This is a genomic window from Terrisporobacter sp. (genome assembly GCF_017888745.1).
In the GTDB taxonomy this organism is placed as follows: domain Bacteria; phylum Bacillota; class Clostridia; order Peptostreptococcales; family Peptostreptococcaceae; genus Terrisporobacter.
Window position 1 is genome coordinate 1 of the sequence record NZ_JAGHFM010000395.1, and the last position, 1,714, is coordinate 1,714.

Consider the following 1,714-nt stretch of genomic DNA (forward strand, 5'->3'; position numbering starts at 1 on the left):
GTGGTATGAAACAAAGGTTAGGCATTGCACAAGCTATTTTAAATGACCCGAAGATACTTATATTGGACGAGCCAACAGCAGGACTTGATCCAAATGAAAGAATAAGGTTTAAAAATTTGATAGCACAATTAGCTAAAGATAAAATAGTAATATTGTCTACTCATATAGTTTCAGATATAGAGTTTATAGCAAATGGGATACTTGTTATGAAAAATGGTAAATTAGTTGAAAAATCATCACCAGAGGATATTTTAGATACTGTAAGAGGCAAGGTACATACATTAAGCATTAGTGAAAGTGATTTAGGGAAAGTTGAAAGTAAGTTTAAAATATCTAGTATGATAAGAAATCATAATGAAATCAACGTAAGAGTAGTTGGAGATAACAAGGATGATATAAAAGAGTTTAAACATATGGAAGAAGAACCAAATTTGGAAGACGTATTTTTATATTATTTTAATGAAAGTGTGAGTATATAGGAGGAGTTATAGTATGTTAGATTTAATAAGATTTGAGTTATATAAAATATTTTCTAAAAAGTCAGTACGTATAGTTTTACTATTAACTGTGTTATTTGCTGCTTTAAATGCATTTGGTCCAAATATAAACGTGAAATCTAAAGGATTAGATAGTATGGATGATGTGTATAGTGTGATGAAAGAGCATGAAGGAAAAGTAATAACACCAGAAGGAATGACTAAAGCAGAAGAAATAATAGAAAATTTAAGTCAAAAAGAACAAAAAGGAGAGAAACTTACTAAAGAAGAAATAGTATATAGATATTATTTATATGATGCAATGATAGCAGATCCCACATATATAGTAAATAATCAATATTATACAATAGATGAGATGAAAGATGAAATAAGTAAGTTAGAAAAAGAAAATAAGATAGATACATATGAATATAAAAATATTAAGTTTGTATATGATAAAGTAAAAAATATAGAAGAAGCAAAATACTACTTTACATCTGGATGGTTATCAACTACTGATTTCAATGTTATAGCAACTTTAATAACGACACTGATAGCAGTAGGATTAGCTACAATATTTAGTGATGAATATCAAAGTAATAGTGCACAAATAGTTTTAAGTTGTAAGCGAGGAAAGAATAAGTTAGTCTCATCTAAGATAATAGCTAGATTAATATACACAGCTATAGTATTTATTATAATAAATGGTGTGTATATGTTTGGAGCATTGCAATTTGATTTTATAGGATGGGATAAACCTTTAGAATTATTTAAATATTATATGATGACTCCTTTTGACATGAGAATTATTGATTATTATATTGCTGGACTGGGAACTAGCTTTATAGGTGCTATGTTATTTTCTTTAGTAACTATGTTAATGTCTTTAATAGTAAAAAATAATATGATATCACTATTACTAAGTTTAGGTATGTATTATACTCCAGCTTTTGTTGGAAGTTTTATTCCAATAGACTCTATAGCAAGAATTTTTAGTGAAATAAATTTAGCAGAAGCTGTAAGAATAGAAGGTATGTTCAAATTTGCGAGTACTTATAATATTTTTGGTAATCCAGTATTATATTCAACTGTATTAATAAGTTTGGTGGTTGTATCTATACCAGTTGTAGTGTATTTGATAAAATATTTTGGGAAAAAACAAGCAATATAGTTATTATCAACAAGGACTTTGTAGCTGGATTATTACTTGATAAAAATAACAAAAAAATGATATGCTA

General features: G+C 27.0%; 2 protein-coding genes. Both read left to right on the forward strand.

Features of this window, described 5'->3' with window-relative positions:
* The coding region (locus J7G74_RS16375; protein WP_297137362.1) for an ATP-binding cassette domain-containing protein at positions 1 to 479 on the forward strand (479 nt) is incomplete at its 5' end.
* A gap of 13 nt (positions 480 to 492) precedes the next feature.
* Positions 493 to 1,647, forward strand: coding sequence for a hypothetical protein (locus J7G74_RS16380; protein WP_297137365.1), 1,155 nt, complete (start codon positions 493 to 495; stop codon positions 1,645 to 1,647).
* Positions 1,648 to 1,714: the final 67 nt, after the last annotated feature.